The sequence below is a fragment of the Rhizobium sp. C1 genome, assembly GCF_021026335.1.
Classification (GTDB): Bacteria; Pseudomonadota; Alphaproteobacteria; order Rhizobiales; family Rhizobiaceae; genus Ensifer_A.
The window spans coordinates 165,938-189,326 of the sequence record NZ_JAJNCY010000008.1 but is presented as its reverse complement, the minus strand read 5'-3'; the positions used below and the strand labels follow the sequence as shown (position 1 = coordinate 189,326).

At 61.5% G+C, this 23,389-nt stretch carries 17 protein-coding genes; 5 read left to right on the top strand and 12 right to left on the bottom strand.

Annotated elements, in window-relative coordinates; genetic code table 11:
* The first annotated feature begins 149 nt into the window (after positions 1-149).
* On the top strand, positions 150-1,253 hold the full coding sequence (locus LQK83_RS17075; protein ID WP_230838632.1) for an AI-2E family transporter: 1,104 nt from the start codon (positions 150-152) through the stop codon (positions 1,251-1,253).
* 82 nt (positions 1,254-1,335) lie between these two features.
* Here the strand turns inward: LQK83_RS17075 and LQK83_RS17070 are convergent, their stop codons facing one another.
* The 4 genes from LQK83_RS17070 to LQK83_RS17055 all read right to left on the bottom strand — a co-directional run bounded on the left by LQK83_RS17070 (position 1,336) and on the right by LQK83_RS17055 (position 5,503).
* Positions 1,336-2,157, bottom strand: coding sequence for a bifunctional allantoicase/(S)-ureidoglycine aminohydrolase (locus LQK83_RS17070; RefSeq protein ID WP_230838631.1), 822 nt, complete (start codon positions 2,155-2,157; stop codon positions 1,336-1,338).
* A gap of 277 nt (positions 2,158-2,434) precedes the next feature.
* A complete protein-coding gene (locus LQK83_RS17065) occupies positions 2,435-3,760 on the bottom strand; it encodes a TRAP transporter large permease (protein WP_230838599.1) in 1,326 nt (441 codons plus the stop codon).
* A gap of 1 nt (position 3,761) precedes the next feature.
* A complete protein-coding gene (locus tag LQK83_RS17060; protein WP_230838598.1) occupies positions 3,762-4,403 on the bottom strand; it encodes a TRAP transporter small permease in 642 nt (213 codons plus the stop codon).
* A gap of 83 nt (positions 4,404-4,486) precedes the next feature.
* Positions 4,487-5,503 (bottom strand): TRAP transporter substrate-binding protein, encoded by a 1,017-nt coding sequence (locus LQK83_RS17055; RefSeq protein ID WP_442966784.1) that lies wholly within the window; start codon positions 5,501-5,503, stop codon positions 4,487-4,489.
* A 215-nt stretch (positions 5,504-5,718) separates the two neighbouring features.
* On the opposite strand from LQK83_RS17055, the gene LQK83_RS17050 reads away from it, so the two are divergent.
* The 3 genes from LQK83_RS17050 to LQK83_RS17040 all read left to right on the top strand — a co-directional run bounded on the left by LQK83_RS17050 (position 5,719) and on the right by LQK83_RS17040 (position 10,696).
* Complete coding sequence (locus tag LQK83_RS17050; protein ID WP_230838597.1) at positions 5,719-7,680, top strand: sensor histidine kinase; 1,962 nt, start codon at positions 5,719-5,721, stop codon at positions 7,678-7,680.
* Complete coding sequence (locus LQK83_RS17045) at positions 7,677-8,318, top strand: response regulator transcription factor (protein WP_230838596.1); 642 nt, start codon at positions 7,677-7,679, stop codon at positions 8,316-8,318. Before LQK83_RS17050 ends, LQK83_RS17045 begins: the two co-directional genes overlap by 4 nt.
* A 326-nt stretch (positions 8,319-8,644) precedes the next feature.
* Positions 8,645-10,696, top strand: coding sequence for a methyl-accepting chemotaxis protein (locus LQK83_RS17040; protein ID WP_230838595.1), 2,052 nt, complete (start codon positions 8,645-8,647; stop codon positions 10,694-10,696).
* A gap of 169 nt (positions 10,697-10,865) precedes the next feature.
* On the opposite strand, the gene LQK83_RS17035 is transcribed toward LQK83_RS17040, so the two are convergent.
* Genes LQK83_RS17035 through LQK83_RS17025 form a run of 3 tightly spaced genes read right to left on the bottom strand, consistent with a single transcriptional unit; the run spans position 10,866 to position 15,220 of the window.
* Complete coding sequence (locus LQK83_RS17035; RefSeq protein ID WP_230838594.1) at positions 10,866-11,894, bottom strand: siderophore-interacting protein; 1,029 nt, start codon at positions 11,892-11,894, stop codon at positions 10,866-10,868.
* Complete coding sequence (locus LQK83_RS17030; RefSeq protein WP_230838593.1) at positions 11,891-12,958, bottom strand: GNAT family N-acetyltransferase; 1,068 nt, start codon at positions 12,956-12,958, stop codon at positions 11,891-11,893. The genes LQK83_RS17035 and LQK83_RS17030 overlap by 4 nt, the downstream gene beginning before the upstream one ends.
* Positions 12,959-12,973: 15 nt before the next feature.
* Positions 12,974-15,220 (bottom strand): TonB-dependent receptor, encoded by a 2,247-nt coding sequence (locus tag LQK83_RS17025; protein WP_230838592.1) that lies wholly within the window; start codon positions 15,218-15,220, stop codon positions 12,974-12,976.
* Between the two features lie 165 nt (positions 15,221-15,385).
* Here LQK83_RS17025 and LQK83_RS17020 point away from each other — a divergent pair, with 165 nt between their 5' ends.
* The gene (locus LQK83_RS17020) at positions 15,386-16,372 is read left to right on the top strand and encodes a helix-turn-helix transcriptional regulator (protein ID WP_230838629.1); all 987 of its coding nucleotides are present in this window, start codon (positions 15,386-15,388) and stop codon (positions 16,370-16,372) included.
* A gap of 60 nt (positions 16,373-16,432) precedes the next feature.
* On the opposite strand, the gene LQK83_RS17015 is transcribed toward LQK83_RS17020, so the two are convergent.
* From LQK83_RS17015 to LQK83_RS16995, 5 genes are read right to left on the bottom strand one after another with little or no spacing between them, the layout of a single operon-like run.
* Complete coding sequence (locus LQK83_RS17015) at positions 16,433-18,238, bottom strand: IucA/IucC family protein (protein WP_230838591.1); 1,806 nt, start codon at positions 18,236-18,238, stop codon at positions 16,433-16,435.
* Positions 18,222-19,580, bottom strand: a complete 1,359-nt coding sequence (basC, locus tag LQK83_RS17010) for a putative histamine N-monooxygenase (protein WP_230838590.1) — start codon at positions 19,578-19,580, stop codon at positions 18,222-18,224. The genes LQK83_RS17015 and basC overlap by 17 nt, the downstream gene beginning before the upstream one ends.
* 1 nt (position 19,581) lies before the next feature.
* Positions 19,582-20,172: a GNAT family N-acetyltransferase gene (locus tag LQK83_RS17005; protein ID WP_230838589.1), complete on the bottom strand. Its 591-nt coding sequence runs from the start codon at positions 20,170-20,172 to the stop codon at positions 19,582-19,584.
* Positions 20,165-21,922 (bottom strand): IucA/IucC family protein, encoded by a 1,758-nt coding sequence (locus LQK83_RS17000; protein WP_230838588.1) that lies wholly within the window; start codon positions 21,920-21,922, stop codon positions 20,165-20,167. Before LQK83_RS17000 ends, LQK83_RS17005 begins: the two co-directional genes overlap by 8 nt.
* A complete protein-coding gene (locus tag LQK83_RS16995) occupies positions 21,912-23,387 on the bottom strand; it encodes a pyridoxal phosphate-dependent decarboxylase family protein (protein WP_330166294.1) in 1,476 nt (491 codons plus the stop codon). The genes LQK83_RS17000 and LQK83_RS16995 overlap by 11 nt, the downstream gene beginning before the upstream one ends.
* Positions 23,388-23,389 lie beyond the last annotated feature (2 nt).

Sequence of the window (23,389 nt, the reverse complement as noted above, 5' to 3'; positions counted from 1 at the left end):
TGGACCGCTGCCGCATGGACATAACATCGGTCTCTCCCTATGTTCTGTGCCATAGCGGAACGGGCGGCATTGCTGGTTCTGGAAAACAAAAAAATAGGACATCATCTGGGATGGAACTGGAAAAAGCGACCCGATCCGAGCCGGTGGAAATGCAGCGCTGGCTAGGCTCTGCCAAATCCTCGGGCGCAGCAATCGTAACGCCGCTGTCCATTGCCCGCTGGCTGCTGGTGCTGGTCATCGCTCTCGGCGTCTATTTCTTTTATGGCTTCGTGGTTCCGATACTCGGCGCGCTGGTCATCGGCTTTGCGAGCTGGCCGCTTTTCAAGATCCTGAAAGCGCGCGTCAATGGCCAGCGAACGATTGCCGCAAGCCTCGCGGTCCTGATGATCGTGGTTTTCGTCATCGTTCCCGTTTTCCTGGCGTCGAGCTACACGCTGCGGGAACTCAGCCGATGGGTGCGATGGGCCGTTGAAGCGAACAAGACCGGAGCCGCGACACCCGGCTGGCTCGCAAACTTGCCGATAATAGGCGAGTGGGCCAATGAGGAATGGACCCGGCTTTTTGCCCACCCTGGCGGCATCGGCGAGCTTATCCAGATCGTGACCGGCAGCAATATCGGTGCCATTTATCATCTCGTCCTCATGACCAGCGCAGGCGTTTTCAACTTCCTGCTGACACTGATCTTCATGATGATCGTTCTGTTTTGCGTCTATCGCGACGGCGAGAATTTCGCGTTGCAGATCGACAAGTTGGGAGAACGGGTTCTGCCGAGACGCTGGGAACGGTTTTCGCGGATCGTGCCGCAAACCGTCAGTGCCACGGTTACCGGAATGACGCTGATCGCCGTCGGCGAAGGGGTTGTGCTCGGCGTGGCATACTGGATTGCGGGAGCGCCCTCCCCGATCACACTGGGCGTCCTGACTGGTATCATGGCGCTCATCCCGGGCGGGGCGCCGCTGTCTTTCTCGCTGGTGTCCCTCTACCTCCTCGGAACCGGATCACCGGTCGCCGCCGTGGCGCTTTTCGCTTGGGGAACAACAGAACTCTTCATCGTCGACAAGACGCTTCGACCGAGGATAGTCGGCGGGCCCATCCAATTGCCGTTTCTTCCCACATTTTTCGGCCTCGTGGGCGGCGTCAAGACAATGGGGCTCTTGGGCCTCTTCATCGGGCCGGTCCTGATGGCAATCCTGGTCGCCATTTGGCGTGAGTGGCTGCGCGAACTCGATGCCCCGAAGGCTGGCAATCAGTAGCGTTCAACGTCTTCAAAGGCCCTGAGAACCGTTTCCGGGCCTTTGTACTGGCCGTATTGGCGACGCGTATCGCGCCGAACGCCTACCAGAGGCGGGCGTGTCGATTGACGTCCTTGTAAAGCAGATAGCGGAACCGGCCCGGGCCGCCGGCATAGCAGGCCTGTGGGCAGAAGGCACGCAGCCACATGAAGTCGCCCGCTTCCACCTCGACCCAGTCATCGTTGAGCCGATAGACAGCCTTGCCCTCCAGCACATAGAGGCCGTGCTCCATCACATGGGTCTCCATGAAGGGGATAATGCCGCCCGGCTGGAAGGTGACGATGTTCAGGTGAAAATCGTAGCGGATATCGTTGGGGTCAATGAAGCGCGTCGTTCCCCAGGCTCCCCCCGTATCCGGCATCATGGCGATCTCGTGCTCGTCTTCATGCGTAAAGATCGCCGGCGGCGGCTCCAGCCCCTCGACGGGCTGGAAGGCTTTCCTGACCCAATGGAACCTGGCGATGGCGTCGCTCCTGTTCTGGACCGACCATGCCGAACCGGCGGGAAGGAAGGCAAACGAACCCGCCCTGACATCATGCGCGGTGCCATCCAGCGTAATCGTCATCGAACCCTCGATCACGAAGATCGCGCCCTGCGCGCGCGCATCCGGCTCCGGCTTGGCGCTGCCGCCTCCAGCCTGAACCTCCATGACATATTGGGAGAACGTCTCGGAAAATCCGGTCATCGGCCGGGCGATGATCCAGGCGCGGGTCTTGTCCCAATGCGGCAGGAGGCTGGTGACGATATCGCTCATCACGCCCTTGGGAATGACTGCATAGGCCGTCTTGAAGACCGCCTTGCCGGACAACAATTGCGTTTGAGGCGGCAGGCCGCCATAGGCGGTGAAATAGGAGTTCTGGCTCATGTCTTCCGGACTTTTCATCGAGATATCGGGGCCGTGTCTCGCCGCAGCGCTGCAAAGATCGGTCATCTCGCGCGGAAGGCTCAAACACGAAAGCAAAGCATGATCATCGAATCCTTCGGAAGCGAAGATCATGCTTTGCTTTAGCGCATAATTTCCACCACCGGAATCGCTGAGCCTGAAAATTCGTGCGCTTCCGGTTACGCGGCGGACGCGGCGAAAAAATTGACCCCACTGCGGAGCAGCGGGGCCAATCTCGTCAGGGATGTCGGGTCGCCTGCTACATCATGCCCAGCATGCGCGGCAGAATGGTCGAAATGGCCGGCACATAGGTGATGAACAGCAGGAAGACGAGCATGGCGAGAAGCCAGGGCATGACGGCGACCGTGAGCTCGGTTATCCCCATGCGCGTGATGCCCGAGGCCACGTAGAGATTGAGCCCCACCGGCGGATGGCACATGCCGACTTCCATGTTGACCACGATCATGATGCCGAAATGGACCGGGTCGATGCCGAGCTTGATAGCGACGGGGAAGAGGATCGGCGCCATGATCAGCACGATGGAGGATGGCTCCATGAAGTTGCCGGCGGCCAGCAGCAGCAGGTTGACGGCAATCAGGAACATCCACCAGTTCAGGCCGGAATTCACCATCCATTCGCCCAGCGCCTGCGGAATGTTCTCGCTGGTCATGAGATAGGAGAACAGTACGGCGTTGGTGATGATGTAGAGCAGCATCGCCGACATGTTGGCGGACGACAGGAGCACGCGCGGCACGTCCGAGAGCTTCAGGTCCTTGTAGACGAAGACCGAGATCACGAAGGCATAGACGGCGCTCATGGCAGCGGCCTCGGTCGGCGTGAAGGCGCCGGTATAGATGCCGCCGATGACGATGACGATCAGCAGCAGGCCCCAGGCCGCCTTGCGGAAGGTGATCAGACGCTCACCCCAGCTGGCTTTTGTCAGGCGAGGATAATCGTTGCGCCAGGCAATCCACCAGGTCACGGCTGCCAGAACACCGGCAAGGATCAGGCCGGGGATGACGCCGGCGATGAAGAGCTGGCCGACGGAAGCGGCAGAGACGACCTTACCGTCCGGACCCGTCGCGGTGATGCCCGATGTCGCCACCGAATACATGACCATGACGATGGATGGCGGGATGAGGATGCCCAGCGCGCCGGACGTGGTGATCACCCCTGCCCCGAACTGCTTCGGGAAACCCTGCCTGACCATGGCCGGCAGGATGACCGAGCCAATCGCGACGACCGTCGCCGGCGACGAACCGGACACGGCGGCGAAGAGCGCGCAGGCCATGACGCCTGCAAGACCCAGGCCGCCATACCAATGCCCCACCATCGATGAGGCGAAGTTGATCATGCGCTTGGCGACCCCGCCATGGGTTAGGAAGTTGCCGGCCAAGATGAAGAACGGGATCGCCATGATCTCGAACTTCTCGATGCCGGTGAAGAGCTTAAGGGCCACCGTGTCCACCGGCACGGAGGTCATGAGATACATGAAGGCCAGAACGGTAAGGCCGAGTGCGATCGAGATCGGCATGCCCGTGAGCATGAGGGCGATCAGACCGCCGAAAATAATGGCTGCGGTCATCTTAGCGATCCTTTGGGGTCAGCGGGCTGTGATTGATGGCGTCTTCGATCTCGTCCATGCCATCGACATGGCCATGGTCGTGATGCGGCAACTCGCCGGTGCGCAGATAGACATAGGCAACCTGCAGGAAGCGGAAGCACATCAGCGACGAGCCCAGCGGGATGGCCAGATAGACGATCCACATCGGCAATTCGAGATCGGGCGAGATCGACGACACGCTGTACATGTGCCAGACGAAATTAGCGCCGAGCGCGGCAATCGTGCCCGTGAAAAAGGCGCCGGCACACAGGCCGAACAGGATGAAGGCGAAGCGGCGCTCCGGGCTCAGCCGGTTGATGACCACGTCAATGCCGACATGGATGCCCGTCCGGACGCCATAGGCCGCACCGAACTTCGCCATCCAGACGAACATGATGATGCAGAGTTCCTGCGCCCAGATCAGATTGACGGCCTTCAGACCGAAATAGGACGATCTCGCCATGCTCATCAGCAGGCCGAAATCGTGGACGCGGGCGTAGGTGATGAGGGCGGCGAGGCCGCTCAGTGCGTAGCGGTGGGTAACCGAGGCGAAAATGATCGCGGTCGCGGCCGCAATCAACGTGGCAATGAGGATTTCCTCAAGCCGGTCCAATAGGCGCAGCATGATATGTTGTCCTGAAAGAATGACGCTGAAACTGGAAAACGGGCCTGCCGGGGTCTAAGGGCAGGCCCGTTCACCGACGCGGGTTATTTCGTCCCTGCAGCCGCTTCGGTGCGTTTGACGAGGTCTGCGCCGATGCGGTCTGCCATCTGCTTGCGAACCGGGGCAAGCGTCGAGCGCCACGTCTTCAGCTCGTCATCCGTCAGCGTATGGAACTGCGTCGTACCGGCAGCCTTCATCGCTTCCAGCGCCTTGTCGTTCTCTTCCTTGGCAATGCCGTTGGCATAGTCGGTCGACTCGTCCATGGCCTTGGTCAGCGAAGCGCGCACATCCTGCGGCAGGCCATCCCAGAACTTCTTGTTCACGATGACCGCATAGCCGAGATAACCATGATTGGTCAGCGTCGCGAACTTCTGCACCTCGTGCATCTTCTGCGTATACATGTTGGACGGCGGATTTTCAGTGCCGTCGACGACGCCGGTCTGCAGCGCCTGATAGACCTCCGAGAAGGCCATGACCTGCGGCACGGCACCCAGCGCATTCATCTGCGCTTCGAGCACCTTGGAGGACTGGATGCGCAGCTTCAGGCCGAGGAAATCTTCCGGCTTGTTGATCTTGGAGTTCGCGCTCATGATCTTGAAGCCATTGTCCCAATAGGCGAGACCCTGGATGCCCTTTTCGCCGAGCTTGTCGAGCAGTTCCTTGCCAACGGCGCCCTTCGTCACCTTGTGCAGCGAATCGTAGTCCGGGAAAATGTAGGGAAGATCGAAGACTTCGAACTCCTTGATACCGAGCGGGCCGAACTTGGCGAGCGACGGGGCGAGCATCTGGACGGCGCCGAGCTGCAGCGCTTCCAGTTCTTCCTTGTCCTTCAGAAGCTGCGAGTTCGGGTAGATCTCCACCTTCACCGCGCCATTGGTGTATTTTTCGGCCAGTTCCTTGAACTTGTCCGCACCCTTGCCCTTGGGCGTGTTCGGCGCCACGACGTGGCTGAACTTGATGACGATCGGGTCGGCGGCGAGCGCCATGCCGGCCGAAAGACCGAATGCCAGAATGCCGGCGGCAACGGTCGTTGACTTGATGAAATTGCGACGATTGATCATGGAATATTCCTCCTCCAAATACGCCCGGCGGCGCGCTGCAGGTCCCCACCCGCGCTTCCTCCGGCCTGTCCGTTTGATAAGTTGCAACTGATGGTTTTTCTATTGTGGATTTCCACATCGGCTTCGCAGGTCACCGTTTAAGGTGTTTCCGGATCTTGCGGACTTGTCTTTCTCTCCGCCACAGGTCAATTTCAGTTCGGGGGGAAGGGACGATATTGCTGAACAGAAGAACGGTGCTGCCGGAAAACCGTGGGGAGCCAAGGGGCTTCGACCTGATCCAGGTCGTGCCGCTGGCAACCATGTTCATTCTTGTCGCTCTCGTCGCGGCGCTCCTGTGGTTCATTAACCGCAATGCCACGGACAGTCTGCGTTCGACGCTGATTTCCGATGCGCTGTGGGTGGAGCAGACACTGCGCTTCCAGCTTTCGACCGATGAGGACGCGGTGCAGCGTCTGGCGCTGGACACCGAGCAGGTCGATGTGACGGAAGAAAGTCTGCGCAACCGCATGCGCATCCATCTGCAGAACAACCCGGAAGTCCTGCGCATGGCACTGATTGCCGACGATGGGGCGCAGGTCGTTTCGGTTCCCAGCGGCTCTGAACATGTGCCCGCCATGCTGCCGAAGATCGCGGCACGAACCTTGAAACCCGTCTACAGTCCGCTCTACACGGTGGATGGCGAACTTCTCACCGACATGTCGATCCATGCCGGAAACCGCGGCACCATCGTCGCCACCGTCTCCGTCAAATCCCTGATCGCCCGGCAGATCCCCTGGTGGATCACGCAGAAATACGCCGTCCAGCTGGTCGATGCCGGTAACGCGGTGCTTTCGGAAAAGACGCGGGTGGAGCCGGTCGATGACGATCTGGTCTACAAGGTCGCGTTCGACCCGCCGCTCGCGGGAACCTGGCTCTCTATCGCCAGCTACCGGGTGGGCAGCGAGCCGACTTATCGGTTGCTGATCGGAGCCATTCTCGCGCTGTCCGTCTTCGTCATGTTGTCCCTGATCATTCTCTACCGCCACGCGGGCCGGCGGCGTCAGGCGGAAGCTCGCCTCAGCGCTGAAATGGCCTTTCGGCGGTCGATGGAGGAGAGCCTGACCGTCGGCCTGCGGGCGCGCGACCATCAGGGCCGGGTGCTTTATGTAAACAACGCATTCTGCCGCATGACGGGTTTTTCGCAGGACGAGCTGATTGGCCGCCTGCCGCCTATGCCCTACTGGCCCAAGGATCGCGTCGAGGAGACGCTCAGCCGGCATGCCGCCCTCAATGCCGGCGGGCCAAAAAATCAGAGCTTCGAGACACGCTTCTGCCGCAAGGACGGAATGGAACTCGACATTCAGGTCTTCGAAGCACCGCTGATCGATGCCGACGGCAAGCACCACGGCTGGATGGGTTCGATCATCGACATCACGGAGCAGAAGAAGGCCGCCCAGAACGCCCGCCTGCAGGACGAAAGCCTGCAGAGAACGGGGCGACTTGTTGCCCTCGGCGAGATGGCCTCCTCGCTTGCCCATGAGCTGAACCAGCCGCTGGCCGCGATCGCGAGCTACGCCGCCGGTTCGCTCAACATTCTGAAAGATGCGAGCGCGCCCAAGGAAACGGTCTCCGGCGCACTGGAAAAGCTTGCGGTGCAGGCGGCGCGCGCGGGCGAGATCATTCGGCGTATCCAGGACTTCGTGCGCAAGCGCGATCCCAAGTTCGAAACCGTCGACCTCGCCTCCGTCGTGATCGACACGACGCAGTTTCTGGCGGCCGATGCGCGCAGTCATCAAGCCAAGATCGAAACCGAAATCGAACCGGGCCTGCCTTCCGTCCGCGCCGACCGTATTCTTCTGGAACAGGTCCTGCTGAATCTGATGCGCAATGGCATCGAGGCGATGCAGTCCGTCGCGCCGGAACAGAAGACGCTGCAGATTAGCGTAACCGGGCGCGACGGATGGGGCACGATCGAGGTGAAGGATTATGGGCCCGGCATTCAGGACGATATCGCACGCCGCATCTTCGAACCCTTCGTGACCAGCAAGAGCGACGGCATGGGCATGGGCCTTAATATTTGCCGGACCATCGTCGAGCTGCATCAGGGCCATCTGTCACACCGGCACCATGAGGGCGGCGGCGCCGTCTTCTCACTGAAACTGCCGCTCGACAGCGCCAGTGCGGAGCGCGCAGCATGACGTTTACACGACATGAGGACGCCCTGGTCTATCTGGTCGACGACGACGAGGCGATCCGCGATGCGCTGGCCTTTCTCTTTCGCTCCCGCAAACTCGCGGTGGCGGAATTCCCCAGCGGAGAGGCGCTTCTGGCCGCCCTGCCATTGCGGCCGCTAGGCTGCATCGTGATGGATATGCGGATGGATGGCCTCACCGGTCTTGAAACATTCGACCGCCTGAAAGCGGCAGGCGTGACACTGCCGGTCGTCTTCCTGACGGGTCATGGCGACGTACCCATCGCCGTCGAGGCACTCAAAAAGGGCGCGGCTGATTTCGTCGAGAAGCCCTTCAACGACAACCAGCTTGTCGATATCGTCGCCGATTGCCTGCTCCGCCGCAGCGAAGAGCTTTGCGAGACAGCCGAGCGCGATGAGCTCGCCAGAAAGTTGAAAAGCCTGTCCGACAGGGAGATCGCGGTACTCAACCTGATGTTGGAAGGACGGTTGAACAAGCAGATCGCCGACGATCTGTCGATTTCCATACGCACCGTGGAGGTTCATCGTGCGCGATTGCTCGAAAAGATGGGTGCCCGAAATGCCGTTGAACTCGCCGGTGTGCTGAAGGCGGCGGGTGTGATGCCCATCCGGCGAGGAGATTAGACGGCGGGCCTGTGCCGTTTCACCCTTGTCTCAACACGCCGTGTCCACTGAGGAAAGTCCGCGTGCTGTTCGGCGACATGCGCCAAAAATGGCGGTAAGTTTTCTCGTCTCCCCTGCGGCCAAAATCTCTTTACGCGATCCCTATAATAAGCAATCACTAAAAATAACGATGCCACTTTAGGGCATGATTAACGTTTAAAAATTCTAATTATGGTTGCGCAACAGATGGTTATGTTGCCACCTCGCATGACGCGAACCTCTAACACATTCCGGGGCCGAGTTTTATTGACCGCTACCGTAGGGTGCAGGCGGCAAGGGGAAATAGAATGTCTTTCTACACGCAAATGAAGAAATCCTCCAGATCACAGGTAGCCCTGTCGGAAATACAGCGCGTTTGTGCCGGCCTTTCGGGTGGAAACCTCTCTGAACGCGCAAACCTCGATCTGGCAACCGGCGACGCCAGAGAGATGCTCGAAGCTGTCAACGCTCTGCTTGATGCGGGCGTCCAGCCCATGCAGAAAATTGCGTCTTCCATCGCGCACATGTCAACGGAACATGATGCGGGCGACATTGATGTGATGTTGCGACCGGATGAGTACAAGGGCGACTTTGCAACGATGGCCAAGGGCATCAATACCATGGTAGGCGGCCATATCGCGGTCAAGAAAAAGGCCATGGCCTGCGTCAAGGAGCTGGGCGAAGGCAATTTCGATGCGCCGCTCGAGCCATTCCCCGGCAAGAAGGCCTTCATCAACGACACGATCGAGACGCTGCGCGGAAACCTGCGCGGGTTGATCAGCGAAATGAACAAGATGTCCTCCGAGCACGACAAGGGAGACATCGACGTCTTCGTCCCCGTCGATCGCTTCAAGGGCGACTTCGGCATCATGGCCCGGGGCATCAACGACATGGTTGCCGGCCATATCGCGGTCAAGAAGAAGGCGATGGCCTGCATCAAGCAGCTCGGCGAAGGCAATTTCGATGCCCCGCTCGAGCAGTTCCCCGGCAAGAAGGCCTTCATCAACGACACGATCGAGACGCTGCGCGGAAACCTGCGGGCCATCACCAGCGAGCTTCAGCGACTGATCGCAGCCTCCACGGCGGGCCAGCTCTCCGAGCGCGGCGCTGCGGACCGTTTCGTCGGCGATTTCGGCAAACTGGTCTCCGGCATCAACGGCATGCTCGACGCGATCATTCTTCCGATCTCCGAAGGTAACCGTGTGCTTCGCCAGGTGAGTGTCGGCGATCTCACGCAACGCGTGGACATCGCATGCGACGGCGATCATGAGCGCATGAAGAATGCGATCAACAGTCTGATCGACAACCTGCGCAACACGGCAGACATTGCAGACCAGATCTCCAACGGCGACCTGACCGTGCAGCCCGAGCCGCTTTCCGAAAACGACACGCTGGGGGTTGCTCTTCTCTCTATGGTCGAACGGCTTCGCGGTGTCGTTGCCGATGCCCTGACCGCAAGCGAAAATGTTTCGGCGGGCTCGCAGCAGCTGTCGTCCGGTTCGGAACAGCTTTCGCAAGGTGCGACGGAGCAGGCAGCGTCGGCGGAAGAAGCGGCGGCCTCGATGGAACAGATGGCGTCGAACATCAAGCAGAATGCCGATAACGCCGCCCAGACCGAAAAGATCGCGCGTCAATCTTCCAAGGATGCCGAAGCGTCGGGCGACGCCGTCAACCGGGCGGTCTCGGCGATGCGCAAGATCGCCGAGAAGATTTCCATCGTGCAGGAAATCGCGCGTCAGACCGACCTTCTCGCCCTGAATGCCGCGGTGGAAGCAGCCCGCGCAGGCGAACATGGCAAAGGCTTCGCGGTCGTTGCCTCCGAAGTGCGCAAGCTTGCGGAACGCAGCCAGGCGGCGGCGGCCGAAATCAGCGGCCTCTCGGGCGAGACCGTCAGCGTTGCGACGGAGGCAGGCGCCATGCTGGCCCGCCTCGTGCCGGACATCCGCAAGACGGCAGAACTGGTCGCCGAAATTTCCGCAGCCTGCCGCGAACAGGATATCGGTGCCGGCCAGATCAATGAAGCAATCCAACAGCTCGACAAGGTGACCCAGCAGAACGCCGGGGCATCGGAAGAGATGTCGGCAACCTCCGAAGAACTGGCCGCACAGGCCGAGGAACTTCAGAACTCGATCGCCTTCTTCAAGGTCGACAACACCGAGAGCGCCAAAGCCCAGCCATTGCTCAAACAAGCGCCCAAGGCCCAGCCCAGAAGCAATGTTGCGGCAAGGAAGCCAGCGGCAGCGTCCCCCAAGGTCGGCCAGACGGTCGCAAGACAACAGGCGCGCGTGAGGGGCCTGATGCTCGACATGACGATGGGTGGACCGGATGCCGACGATTCCGACTTCAGACAAATCGCCTGATGCAGCCTGTGAAGGCGTTTGCTGGGCTTTCCGGCCGGCAGCCCTTCGATGGCGGCATATCTGACCTCAAAAGCCCGCGCCGTACGGTGCGGGCTTTGCCATTCCCTCATCGAAATATCGGGCAGCGTCCGGCGCTTACCCAGGCCATGGGCACGAGGAAGGTAGACGCTTACCTTTTCCAATATCCGGCGATCAGATGATCAAGGTTGTCATGCAGCGCGGCGACCCTGACATGTTTGCGTATCCGCGAGGCGGCGCTCGCCTCGCAGGCAACCCAGACGAACGTCTTTTCCGCCGTCCTTCGGGCAAGAGCGCCGTTGATAGCGCACTCCAGTGCTGCGCCTGCATCATTCTCCCGCGCAAGCCAGGTCAGCGTGATGCCGGGGGGGACTTCAAGGGGAAGTCTTTCTGCACTTTCCTCGGTCTCGATCCACACATCTCCAACGCAATGCTGCGGAAGCAGGCCCATGATCCGGGCGATTGCGGGAAGCGCCGTCTCGTCGCCGGCAATCAGAAAACGCTCAGCCTGGCCGATGCCGCCGCCATTCGGGCCCGCAACGCCCACCAGATCGCCGACACGAAGACTGCGAACCCATGCCGCGCCCGGCCCGGCTTCGCCATGCAGGAAGATGTCGATATCGATCATGCTTGCCGCAAGGTCTACTGCGCGCACCGTGTAGCGACGCCATATCAACGGCGCAGGCGCGCCGCCTGTCGCGGCGACCATGTCGGCGAAATTGACGAGGACCTGAACATGCAGCGCATCGGCGCGGGCAAACCGCGCGGCATCAGGACATTTCAGCGTGACGCGCATCATGCGCGAGGTGATCGTTTGCAACGCCTCAACCTTGAGGACCGAGAAGCTCGGCGGCAAATGGCCGGCATTCCAGTCTTCTTTCCAGGCGATCTCCACCGGCCCCGTCCCGGCCAGATGCCGGAAAACGCCGTCAAGCCAGGTCCGGACGAAATAGGCGGTCTCCGCATCGCTGGAACGGGCATCGACATGAAGCAGCCCGTCATCGCACCACATGCGGCCACGAATATCCGGCAGGGTCACGAGAAAGGCGCCCTCCTCCTCCCGGATTTCCCCGTCATGCTCTCTGAGGTGCTCCACCAGATGCTCCAGACACTGGTCGGGTTCGACCAGTTTCGCGCGGGCCTTCAAACGGAAGGCCGTGGGAAAATTCGCCGTCATCATGGTTCCTTTCGATCGTCGTCCACAGGGTGCCAGAGACGAGCGCCGAAGAACTTGCGGCGGGATATCTCGACGATGGCGGCGCGCTTGCCCGGCAGATCGACCGTGGCGCTCAGCCAGAATCCGGAACGCTGGAGGTTGCGAAGCTGGCGGCTATGGCGCGCGTCCGGCTCCTGAACGATGCGCTCCGTGCGCGGCTCGTCCAGAAACATGAAATGCAGAAGCGAAGGCAGCCAGGCGGTGAACCAACTGCGCCCGCGGCAGGCGTCCTCGCCGATGATGACATGGCAGCCCCTGTCGTAATCGCCTGCTCCGCAGAAGCCGCCGACAATATCTTCCTTGGCCCAATAGACCTCGAAATAGCCGAAGGACCGGCCGTCGAACCGGGCAATCAGAGGAATGACATGCGGATCGGCGATCATGCCGGCGAGGTAGCGCCGATGATGCGTCAGGTCGCCGGCCTCGTGCCAGAATTCGTCGACGCGCGGCAGGTTCATCCAGCGGTGAATGTCCGCAAGATCCTCGAGAGTGGCCACATCCAGCGCGATGTCTCCGCCAAGCCAGGGGATGAAACGCGCATAAACGCGGCCCTCAGGCTTCGGCGGCCGCAAGGGATGAACCGTGCGCCCGTCGAAGACTTCATGTCGCGGGTAGTTCAAGGCCGGCGCGGGCGTCCAGAGCCGCGCGACCTGCCAGAACATGTCTGCCCTCACGCTCAGGGCTCCGCCGCTGACATGTCCACCGATCGCTGTCAGATCGGTGGAGGTCGGCTGCCAGCCGTCGCCGGCGAGTTCAAGCCTCTCGGCCTCCGGCTCCGTCGAAAAGACGAAACCCAGGAGAGCCGAAAGGAAGCGCCGGCACTCGCCGTCCGCAAGTTCATGATTTGATGTCCTTGCGGAGAGCACGCCCTTGGCAAGTTCCGCCTCAAGCCTGTTGCCACGCCCGTCCTCCGCCGCCAGAAGCGCACCCTTGCGGGTCACGTGGATGCTCGCCCCCGGATCGGCGGTAAAGCAGCGATACGGGGCGGAGCCTTCATGGACAGCATGCTTGATGGGCGTGACGAGCAAGGCCTTTCAGTCTCCTCAGAAGACCTTGGTCAACGAAACTGCGAAGGTGCGGCCGCGCCCCTTGTAATCGAAGACCGACTTGTCGGCGAGCGCACCGTAAAGCGCCTTCGCACGGGAGCCCCAGACGGTCGTGTACTGCGTGTCGAAAACATTCTGGACGCCGAAATTGAGGGTCGTCTTGGAGTTTTCGAACGTGTAGCTACCCGCCAGATCGAACAGCGTATAGCCGTCGATCTTGAAGTTGTCTGCGTCTGTCAGGCTGAACACGTGCTGGCCGGACAACCGCAGCGACAGCGCATCGTTGGTCCAGCCGACATAGCCGCCGAGCTTGGAAACGCTGGCCGTTCCCACCGTGTCGTTCACCCAGCCGTTCTTGCCCTTGACCTCGGTCTGGACCCATTGGCCGAGAACCCCGACATTGAAGCCGTTGTCGAACTTCACCCCGGCCGTGCCCTCGATCCCGTAGACCCGCCTGTCGCGGTTGACAACGTCGACGGCAAGCGTCGAGCGGTTGAGCTGGATAGATTTGTCAGAGAAGGAATAGAAGGCGGCAGCCTCGAGATTGTATTTGCCGTCATCGAGACGATAGCCGAATTCGACGGAATTGGTCTTGATCGCCTGCAGCGCCGATGAGCTGACATTCACGCTGTTGACGAGATTGAACACGCCGCCGCTGAGCACGTAGGAGCCGACCCCGTAATATTTCGCCGGATCAGGAAGCTCGAAGCCCTGGCTGAAATTGCCGTAGATCTGCTGATCCGGGCCCAGTTCATAGGTTGCGCCGGCATTGACCAGCAAGGCGTCGTAGTTGACCTCGCCGCCGGGAATGGATGCTGCCGAACGAGCGCGCCCCTGAAGGATCGCCACCTGCTGCGCAGCACCGACGAAATTCGACACTTTGGTGTTGACAAACTGATAGCGCAGACCGCCGCTGATCGTCAGGCGGTCGGTCGCCTCATAGGAGGCCTCCACGAAACCCGCGACGGTGGAGACATCGATGGTCGGGTAAAGCCCGGTGATGCCCATCGTGCGGAAGTTCATGCCACCGGTTCTCGCGGCCGTCAGCGTGTCGAAGACGTTCTGGCGCGACGAGAAGGAATCTCGGTCCGCATCGATCCCGTAGGTGATCTTCAGGCTGTCCAGAGGTTCGGAGACCAGGGCCGCCTTGACGCTGTAATAGTCGGTGTCCTGTGAACTGCCGGCGAAATAGGCGCCCGTGAAGGCGCTGGAAGACGGGAACGGGTTGAATTTCAGCCGCTCGCTACGGAAGGCGCCCTGCAGCAAAAGCTTCTGCCCCAGGAAATCGTCATCCGTGTAGGTGACGTTGAACATGGAGCGGGTGGTCTGCGGGTTGAAGTCTGACTTGTAACCCGGCCGCGTCTCGAACAGGGACGGCTTGGCAAGTGCGGCAAAGTTCAGACCGTAAAAGAGACCGTAATCAGACTCCTGCTTACTGTCGAAATACTGGCCCGAAAGCTCCAGACGCCGATTGTCGTCGATCTGGAAGCCGACCGAACCCATGAGATCGAGGCGCTGGTTGAAGGCCGTCGAGGTCTGCGTGATGTCCGGGATCAGAAGCTTGCCGCCGCCGCCATAGAAGGCGCCGGTCTTGTTGCCCGAGATCGAAAGCCGGCCGTCCCAGGCATCGCTGTTGTAGGTCACGGCCGCGCCGACATTGCTGTCGAGATCATTGCTGCCGCCAAAGCCGGAGCCCAGGCCGCCGGTCACCTCGGCATGGAAGCCCTGCTCGGCATCCTTGCCCTTCTTGGTGATGATGTTGATGATGCCGCCCGTCGCGTTACCGCCATAGATCGACGTCGCCCCGGACAGGACCTCGACGCGCTCGATATTGAACGGATCGATCGAATCGAACTGGCGGCTAAGCGAGCGGGCGGAATTCATCGAAACGCCGTCGATCAGGATCAGCGCGGTGCGGCCGCGCAGGTTCTGGCCATAGGAGGTTCTGGAGCCGACGCTCGCCGGATCGAAGCTCGGAACCTTGTCGGCGAGGATCTGCTGCAGGCTCTTGCCGGATCTCGCTTCGGACGCGATCTCCTTGGAATCGACGACATAGATGGTCTGGGCCGTATCCGAGATCTGCTGCGGCGATCTGGAACCGGTGACGACGATGGCCTGAAGGCTGGTGGCCGGCGTTTGCGCGCCCTGCCCCGCCTGATTTTCCTGTGCAACGGCCCCCGATGTCAACGCGGTCAAGCTGACCGACGTCCAAAGCAGCACGCGTACCCCACGCCCCTTAATCATTCACGCCTCCAGATGCGAAAAATACTCTGGCGGCGGATCAGGCCTCCAGAATTTCAAATACAAGACTATTTAACTCATGTTTTATGAGGTAAAGGATCGGCCTGCTTGGATCACGACGAACCTCATTTGGACTGACGCGAACTTTGAAGGGAAGCCTGAGCCTTGATGGAGACGATCCGCCCCTTGAAACTGGGCACCCAGTCATTGCCGGACAGCGACAGCCGGCTCCTGTGCCGCAACATTCTCTTCGACATGATGGGAGAGGCGACGATCTGCGTGGCAGGCGGTGATCTTGCAGGTCTCACCGGTCTGTACTGGCGTTATGTTTCGCTTTCGCTCGCGACGATCTATCTGCCGAAAGTGCCGCTGACGGTACAGGCAAGGGGCGCGACCGACCAGAGCATCATCGTCCTGCGTCCCATGGAGGGGCGACTGGAGATCCGGCGCCGGAAACGCAAGGTCAGCGTCGCCCAAAGCGACGTCATCTTCACGCCCGCCGACGACGCGATGGATCTGGTCCTTCCAGAGGGCGGCCGGCTCGATATCGCGCATCTGCCCGCCCATTCGGTCGCCGCCAGGGCACATATCCTGAAGCCGCTGATGCTGAAGCCGATCAAGGCCGATTGCCTGCCGCTGCAGCTGCTGACCAATTATGCCGGCTACATGCTGCGCCAGGATGCGCAGAGCCGGGAGGATGCCGCCATGATGGTCCAGCATTTCCACGATCTCCTGCCGGTTCTCGCCCAGCATTTCGGCGATGCACCACGGCCTGCCGCGCGCCAGACCCGGATGGAGTCGATCAAGGCGAGGATCGAGGACAATCTGGCCAAAAGCGGCTATTCCGTCAGCGATGTCGCGGATGCAGAAGGGATTACGCCGCGCGCGGTGCAGAAGTTCTTCAGCCGGGAGGGGACGACATTCTCGCGTTACGTTCTGGAAAGACGCCTTGCCATTGCCAAGGCAATGATGATCGCCGACGGCGCGACCCAGCCGATCAGTCAGGTCGCCTATGGCATCGGCTTCAACGACCTGTCCTATTTCAACCGGACCTTCCGCAGCCGCTATGGCATGAAGCCATCGGAATGGCGCAAGCTTGCGGCGGGCCAGGACGGCGAGACCGAGTTCGGAGGGTTGTCCGGCCAGGATGGCTGAGCGCACCCGCCGCGGCGAACGGATAGGCCCTCATCCGTTCGCCTTTGTCGATGGGACCCGTCAGGCCGCGTTGCTCTGCCGCCAGAAGGCGACGAGCGGATTGTCGACCGCGCCCTGGAAATCGGGAACCGGACGCTCATCGTCATCCGCATAGCCATGCGTGAACAGGCGCACCCGATTGAGGCACAGGCGCGGATATTCCTCGCCGAAGAGATCGAAGATTTCGAAGCGGTCACTCAGGTCCGGGAAGCGGCGCTGATAGCGAAGCACCGCATCGCGCGCGAGCCCCCAGAACGTGCTTTCCTTGAGACCCGATCGCTGATCGAGCAGCACCGACATGTAGCGGAAAACGCAGATGAACAGCGTCGTCTGGATGAAGTGAACCAGAAAATCTGGCGGCAAGCTCAGCAGCACTGCACGGACGGAATGCGGAAGGCTGGCGGTCTCGGGAAAATCGAGATCGCAGACGATCACATCGTCGATGAAATCGCGCAGCGCCAGACGCTTGGGCCGCCCGTTCTCCAGGATCAGGGTCGCATTCTGACCATGGGCGGAGAAGGCCAGACCATGCTTGCACAGCAGATGATAGACCGGCGGAATGACCGCGTCGAAGAACAGTGTGAGCCATTCTTCCACCGACAGTCCCGCCTTGTCGGCCAGCGCCTCGATCACCGGACGTCCGTCGGCACCGGCATGCAGCAACCCGGCCAACGGAATGCCCGTTTCGCCTTCCTTCAGATGGCTGGCAAGGCTGTCGCGCCAAAGGCAACCCAGCATCTCGTTGAACTGATAAGGTGCGCCCTCAACCATAGAGAATTGCGGGTGGACGTAATGCATGCCCGCCCGCTCGCCGAGAAGAGCCAGACCGCAGGTGTCGCGGAGGAAGGTGTCACGCGTCAGAAGGCCATCCAGCCAGCTGGTCAACGGCGCGGCCGTCAGCGCGCGCTTACCTGGAATGCCGCGATAGACGGCGGTGTTGAGGATGGTCATGCAGAGCTTCAGCGTCGATGCGTCCGGCCGCGTGACGTTGGAAAGCGTCCGGACCGACTGTTGCGGCAGGTAGAGGTCATCGCCCTCACCCAGAAACACGATATGCCCGGCGGCGATGTCCGCCGCGAAATGCGGCACGATCATATGGTCCCATTGCCACGGATGGACAGGCATCAGCAGGTGCGTTTGAGCTGAGCCTCCGGCGGCAGCCAAAGTTTGCATGAAGGCGCGGTAGCGATCCGCGCCGATGGCTTCTTCGGCGAGCTTCGCGTTGGTAAGCCCCTCCTCGGCAACGAACGTGGCGCGCTTCCGGCTGACGCCCAGCCAGGAAATCCTGACCGGTGTCTGGTTTTCCGGCGTGAAGGCCAGATAGTCGCGATAGCCGAGGCCGATGCGGCCCTTGCTGACCGTTACCCAGGGATGCCCGGTCGTTTCGCCCTCCATCCTGATGTCATCCAGTTCGGCAAGTTCGGCTGCGGTCTTGTCGGCGCGCGCAACGATATGGGCATCGGACAGCAGCGTATTGCCCAGTTCCTTGATGAAATGGGCCACGGTCATCGGCTTGACGCCCAGCTGCGGCAGGAATTCCGCGCAAAAGGCGAGCGGATCGGAGATCGACGTCACGACATCGCCGTCCTGCCTGACGATGCTGTCGGGTTCGATCGAAAGATTGTCGAAGACATAGCGTTTCGCGCGAAAGCGGATGGCGGCGCTTCCGAGCTGGATGCAATAGTGACCGGGCTTTTCGCAAACCGCGTCGAACACGCGTTCATAGGCGAATTCCTCGATCACCTTGGCCAGCAATTTCGAGGCGGCGCGGTGCCAGACCTCTGTCGAAAAGGCGCGCGCAGCGCGGTTGTCAAAAGGCGCGTTCATAGGATTCTCCCGTGGTTTCCGCCCCGCGATCCACATCCTGGGGCAAGCCGAAATTCTGAAAGGCGACGTTGGACCGGACGCGATAGCGCTCGCGGCCCAGCAGCTGGTTGATGATCGTGGCGTTGCGGAAGGCGCCGAGCCCGAGATCGGGCGAGCCGACGCCATGATGGAAGGTTTCGGCGTTCTGCACGAAAACGACGCCCGCGCGATCGTCCGCACGCGCGGCCCGGAAATCGTCGCCAACGATCAGATCGCCCTTCGGATCGGTGGCGAGCACCTCGCCCTTCAGCGCATCGAGCCAGGCGGGCCATTGGTGCCGATATCCCGTCGCCGCGATGACGGCGTCCGTTTCGAGAAAACCGCCCTCGCCCAGATCGTTGTGGCGGATGCCGAGACGGAAGCCCAGCGGCGTATCCTCGAGCGTTTCGACTGCGCAATTGGAGGTGAGCGTCAGACCCGGATTCCGGCCGGCGGCGGAACGGTGATAAAGCAGGTCGAAGATTTCGCCGATTGTCGAGAAACTGATGCCCTTGTGCAGGAGATCCTGGCCGGCGACGACCTTCCGGCGCTGCTCGGCACCCAGGCGATGGAAATGCCGCATGTAGTCGGGGGTGAAATATTCGAGACCCAGCTTGGAATATTCCATCGGGAAGAAGCCGGGCGAGCGGGTGATCCAGTGGATCGAAAACCCGGCCGCGACGGCCTCCGGCGTCAGATCGGAAAACAGCGCCAGCACGCATTCGGCCGCACTTTGGCCCGAACCGACCACGGTGATGCGCCGTCGCCTGGAAAGCTCCTGCCGACGCTTGCCGAATTCGCTGGAATGCATGAGCGGCGCCCGCGTCTCCCGCCGCGCCCATTGCGGCAGATGGGGCGCGGTACCGATCCCGAGCGCGATGTTGCGGGTGTCATAGCGGCGCATCTTGCCGGCATCGGTTTTCGTCTCGACGGTAAAGCGCTGCGTGTCGCGGCTATAGGTCACGTCGGCAACCGGCTCGCCGAAACGGCAGGACGGCAGACGCTGCGAGGCCCAGCGGCAATAGTGGTCGTATTCCTCGCGCGGGATCATGAAGTTTTCATAGAAATAGAACCGGTAAAGCCGGTCATGTGCGGCGAGATAGTTCAGGAAGCTCAAGGGATGGGTCGGCTCGACCATGGTGACGAGATCCGCCATGAAGGGAACCTGCAGCGTCGTGCCGGGAAGGATCAGTCCTTCATGCCAGCGAAAGCTGGGTTTCTTTTCCAGGAAAACGCCGCTCACCTCGGGGTGGGACGACAGAAGGGCCGCCAGACCCAGATTGAACGGGCCGATGCCGATGCCGGCAATGTCATAGGAGGTCATGTCACAATCCGAACTGTTCGATGAAACGTTGGCGATGGCAAAACATCAGCTTTGCCCGCTTGTCGGGAAGGTCGATCTCGCCTTGCTCCTCAAAGGCGCAAAGCGGCGCATAGCGCAGCAGGCGCCGCGCCTGCACACTCGGCTCACCGACGACCTTCGCGGTCGCCGGATCGTCGAGAAAGAGATAGCGCGTGAAGGCGCGAATGATGGCCGGGGCAATGCCACGCCCGAAAAAGGCCGGCTCGCCGACCAGCATGTGCCAGCCCCGGTCCTTGTCCTCGGCGGGATAATAGCGGCCGAGAATGTCGTCCTTGGCCCAATAGGCTTCCCAGTAGCTCATCGGCTCTCCGTCGATGAAGCCGATGAAGGGATCCTGATGCGGATCGGCCAGATTGGTGTCGATATAGCGCTCGATCTCTTCGATCGGCTTGGCCATCTTCCATTGCGGCACGACATGCGCCTGGTTCATCCAGCGCCACAGGCGCTCAGCATCCGCCTTCTTGTCGAGCAGGCGGAAGCTGATCGTGCGGCCGATGGTTTCGTCATAGCGTGAATAGACGAAATCGCTCCGGGACTGCGCCAACTTATGCATCGGCCGGCTCCGGAACGCGGACAGCCAGCGGATTATCGATCGCCAGATAGACCGACTGGGTTTCGAGCGGCCCGACCAGCTCATCCATCTGCGCGAACCGGGTTCTGAGATTGCCCTTGGTCAGGAGGCGCGGCGCCAGCATCTTGGCAATCAGCCCGGACATTCCGCCTTCCGCCAAATGCAGCGCTTTCAACTCCTGCCTCAGGAGATCGAGAAGCACGGCCTCGTCGGCGAGCCCTTCTCGCCCGAGCGCGCCAACCATGCCGAGCATCGAATTGATGAAGGCGTAATAGAGGATCCGCTCGTCGACGGCCTCTTCGCCAAAGACGGACTCGCTGGCGACGCCCAGCCCTGGAAGCGCTGCCGCAAGTGCCTCGTGACCGCGGTGATGATGGAAGAAGCCCTGATTGTCCCGGTAGAAGGTCCCGACCGGATAGCCGTCCCCGATCTCGACCAGCATGTTCTGCTGATGCGCCTCCATGGCGATGCCGTGCCTGAGATAAAGGCCGAAGACGGGACGCGCGAAGACCTTGAGAAGCCGCCCGAACCAGTCGATGGCGACCGTCTCGACAGGCCGATGCTCCTTTTCGGCCAGATCCCGGATCAGCGCGCCGATCCGGCTTCCGCGCTGCGGAAGATGTTCGCAAAGCGCTGCGAGAAGCGTGACGTTCCGTTGCGCTTCCGCCCCGTGGAACGGATTTTCCCGCAGCGAAACGGATAGGCCGTCGATGACCTCGCCCTGGCTGATCACGCCGAGATAGGCCGGATCGGCAATCAGGCCGAGCCCGGGATATCGGGCGCGGAAATCCTGCCAAAGCGGGCTGTTGCGGAAGCGGTACATGTCGTCGCCACGCAAAAGCTCCCGTGCCAGGTTGACGCGCACCGAGTTGGTAATCCCGATCCCGAGCGACAGCTTGAGCATGAATGGCGCATCGGGCCGGTAGAGCGTGCGCACCGACGATGTCGGATACCATAGGCCGCCGGCCTCCCCGCCATCGATGATCAGCCCGTCCTCGACCAGCTTCGCAACGGCAGGATCGGCCAGCATATGGACGGCCTGCCACGGATGGACCGGCAGGAGAAGATAGGCGTCGCGCGGATAGGCGGACCGGAGTGCGGCAAGCTCGTCGCCGCACACCTCGTCGATCCAGGCTTCGGGCGATGGCGCGCCGGCGGAATGCCCGGCATGCGCCAGGCGCCGGTTGACCGCGAACCAGCGCAGGGCAAAGCCCGTGGCGAATTCGGGCGAGTAGCGGCGCGCCTCGTCCTCGTCCATACCTTCCCGGCTCTTGGGGCAGGGATGGACGCCATGACCGGCGATCAGCCCCTGTTCGGCCTCAATGAACGTCACCTTTGGACCGATGAGATCGATAAGGTCGTTCTGCCGTTCCGCCAATGTTTGCTCAATGAACCGGCGGCTTGCCAGAACACGGTTGCGCAGGTCTTCCTTCCCGGCGCGGAAGGCGTCATCGCTTTCCAGCCGATCGACCAGAACCTCGAGGGCTTCGCGAGGCGTCAGACGCCTTTCGCCGCCCTGATCGCGCAGGATGATCTGATCTGCAAAGAGGTGATGGCCGGTCATGGAGCGATAAATGACCGGCACCGATATCGTGCCGCGCGCTTTCGGGAAGGCGATATCCAGCCGTTCTCCGCCGATATGATCTTTCCAGGTGATGAGGGTGCCGTATTCGCGGGTCACGCAGTTCAGCAGCGAGCGCAACGCCAGTTCGGCGGCCATATCAGTCTGCATTGTTTGTCTCCATGTCTTTGGCAACATCGCCGATCGCGTCGAGAACGCGATTGACGACGTCGGGCGTCGAGCGGGGATTGAGAAGCGTCAGTTTGAAATGAACCCGGCCGTCGAGAACGGTCGTGGCGAGCGCCGCGACGCCGGTCTCGAAGAGGCGGGCCCTGATCCGGTTTGTCTTCTCATCGGCGTCTTCGGGGCTGGATGCCGAAACGGTGCGGAAGACGACAGTCGAGAGCGACGGCTGCCGGGCAAGCTCGAGATAGGCTCTGGCCGTGACGGCTTCTGCCGCGGCTGAGGCATTTTCCAGCGTCCGGCAGATCAGCGCGTCGAGCCCGTCCCGGCCAAGCGCCCGCGCCGTCATCAGAACCTTGAGCGCATCGGCGCGCCGGGTGGTCTGGAACGAGTGCTCCACCAGGTTCGGCGCGCCTTCAAAGACGGCCTCTTCAGGATTGAGATAATCCGCCTTCATGCCAAGCGGCAGAAAGTCCGCTTTATCAGCGACCAGAAGAACGCCGCAGCTGATCGGCTGGAAGAGCATCTTGTGAAAATCGAGCGCAATGGACCGGGCTCGTTCAAGTCCGGCGAGACGCTTCTTGTGGCGCGAAAACAGAAGGCCGCCGCCATAGGCCGCATCGACATGCAGAAAGATGCCGTGGCGGTCTGCCAGATCGGCAATTGCCTCGAGCGGATCAATCGCGCCGAGATCGGTCGTTCCCGCCGTTGCAACGATAGCGACCACTGGACGCCCCGCCTGAATGGCCTTTTCGATCCCCGCCGACAGCGCTTCGGGACGCATCCGCCCCTCGCTGTCGACATCGACCGTGACGACGGCATCGGCCGCGAAGCCGAGGATGCGGGCGCTTTTGACAACGCTGAAATGCGCATGCGCCGATGTGAAGATGACTCCCGTGTGCCGCGCGGCCAGTCCGCAACGCTCCGCCGCCAGGTGAAGCGCCGTCATGTTGGACTGGCTGGCCCCGCTTGTAAAACTGCCGCTTGCCGCCTCGCCCAGTCCGGCTTCGGCAGCGAGCCACCGCACCACACGCTCCTCGACCAGCGTCGCGAAGGGCGACTGGTCCCAGGAATCGAGCGACTGGTTGGTGACGGAAATCAGCGCCTCGGCGGCGAGCGCCGGAACAGCGACCGGGCAATGCAGATGTGCCACGGCGCGCGGGTGGCTCACCGCCAGCGCGTGCCGGACGGCTAATCGGCCGACCTCGTCGATGATGGTGGCCGTGCCGAGACCCGTATCCGGGAACGGCTCGATGCTGTCGACGAGCCCCATCAGGTCTTCCAGACGGTTCCCGGCATAGGGCCGATCATGGACATGGGCGTTTTCCAGCGCGACATCGACGGCCTGCATCATGGCGCGCCGGTAGCTGTCGCGCGAGGCGGCATCAGGCCCCAGAACCGAAGCAAAAACGTCGGGCGACGTGGCGAGCCGGGCGTTGAAAGGCGCGTTCATTC